This is a genomic window from Thalassospira sp. UBA1131 (assembly GCF_002311515.1).
Lineage (GTDB): Bacteria > Pseudomonadota > Alphaproteobacteria > Rhodospirillales > Thalassospiraceae > Thalassospira.
This window is the reverse complement of record NZ_DCAO01000130.1, coordinates 3,235-4,266: the sequence shown is the minus strand read 5'-3', so window position 1 is coordinate 4,266 and position 1,032 is coordinate 3,235. Positions and strand designations below refer to the sequence as shown.

General features: G+C 50.5%; 1 protein-coding gene and 1 pseudogene. Both read right to left on the bottom strand.

Going from position 1 to position 1,032, the window contains the following annotated elements; genetic code table 11:
* A pseudogene (locus tag B3Z49_RS21155) lies at nucleotides 1–419 on the bottom strand (hypothetical protein); the annotation flags it as partial.
* A 254-nt stretch (nucleotides 420–673) separates the two neighbouring features.
* Nucleotides 674–1,032, bottom strand: a 359-nt coding sequence (locus B3Z49_RS21150) for a PqiC family protein (protein ID WP_296994629.1), incomplete at its 5' end; no start/stop codon positions are given.

Genomic DNA, 1,032 nt, shown 5'->3' with positions numbered 1-1,032 from the left:
ACCGCGGTCGGCATCAAGGTGTCATGGAACATCAACTTGCGCAGGTTCTGGTAATTGTACATTACCTCGCAAGGCGTAAGGATTTCCTGTTCGAAATATTTGCGCAGCAACCGGTTGATGGTCGCGCGGCTTTCTTTCTGCAAAAGGTCGTTATCGGTCTCGCACAACGGCGCTTCGTCGATCGAAGTTACCCGAACGTCATCGTCCTGGTCCTCGCCAGCGCCTTGTTTTTCGAGAAGTACCTTTTCAATATGGCGACCGTCGCCGCGTTCCCAGTTACGAATAACGCGCACGGCAGAGATCTTGGTTTTCACAAGCTTTTCAGCTTCTGCAACCGCCTCCTGTTCGACATCAAATGTCGAATGGATTATCCAGCGATCCCCACGCTGGACCATAACTTCAAATGTCGTATCCGACATGACGCGCTCTGGCTCCCTAACTTCCTGTTTGGGCGGCATAAGTCTGCCGTTTAACTAGTCAGGCGCGTGTCCCAATTTTTATATTTATTCTTACTTATACTGCTAATCGGGTTCCTAAAACAATAGTTCGATGCAGATGTTTTATATACTTTCGGGTATTTCTTTAGAATTTCCTGAATTCCCCTGCCCTTGGAGCTGGAAAATTCTGAAAATCAAACTGCGTATTCGCCCTTCAACCGTCCTTTTGCAGCGAATCACGGTATCCGCGCCGCAATTTCGGCCGTCAAATCGGCCAGCAGGCTGCTCATGGCGATAACGGCGTTATCCAGTGTTTGATCGACTGGTGTACTGACCTTGTCATACTTGGCTGCTGTGACAATTTCCCCACTTTGGAAATGGACGAGCTTCCAGCGGGCTGTCAGGTTAACATTGCCATCGGCCTGCCGTTCAAAACGGTCGATATCGACAACCACCTGCCATTCCACCATGTCCCGTGAGTTCCACGGAAAGACTTCCAGCCGTGCTGCAACCCCAGTCCTGTCGAGGTTATCCATAAGAACACGATTGATGTTCTCGCCCAGCGGTTCGGCCCAGCGGTATCCGGAATTGACCT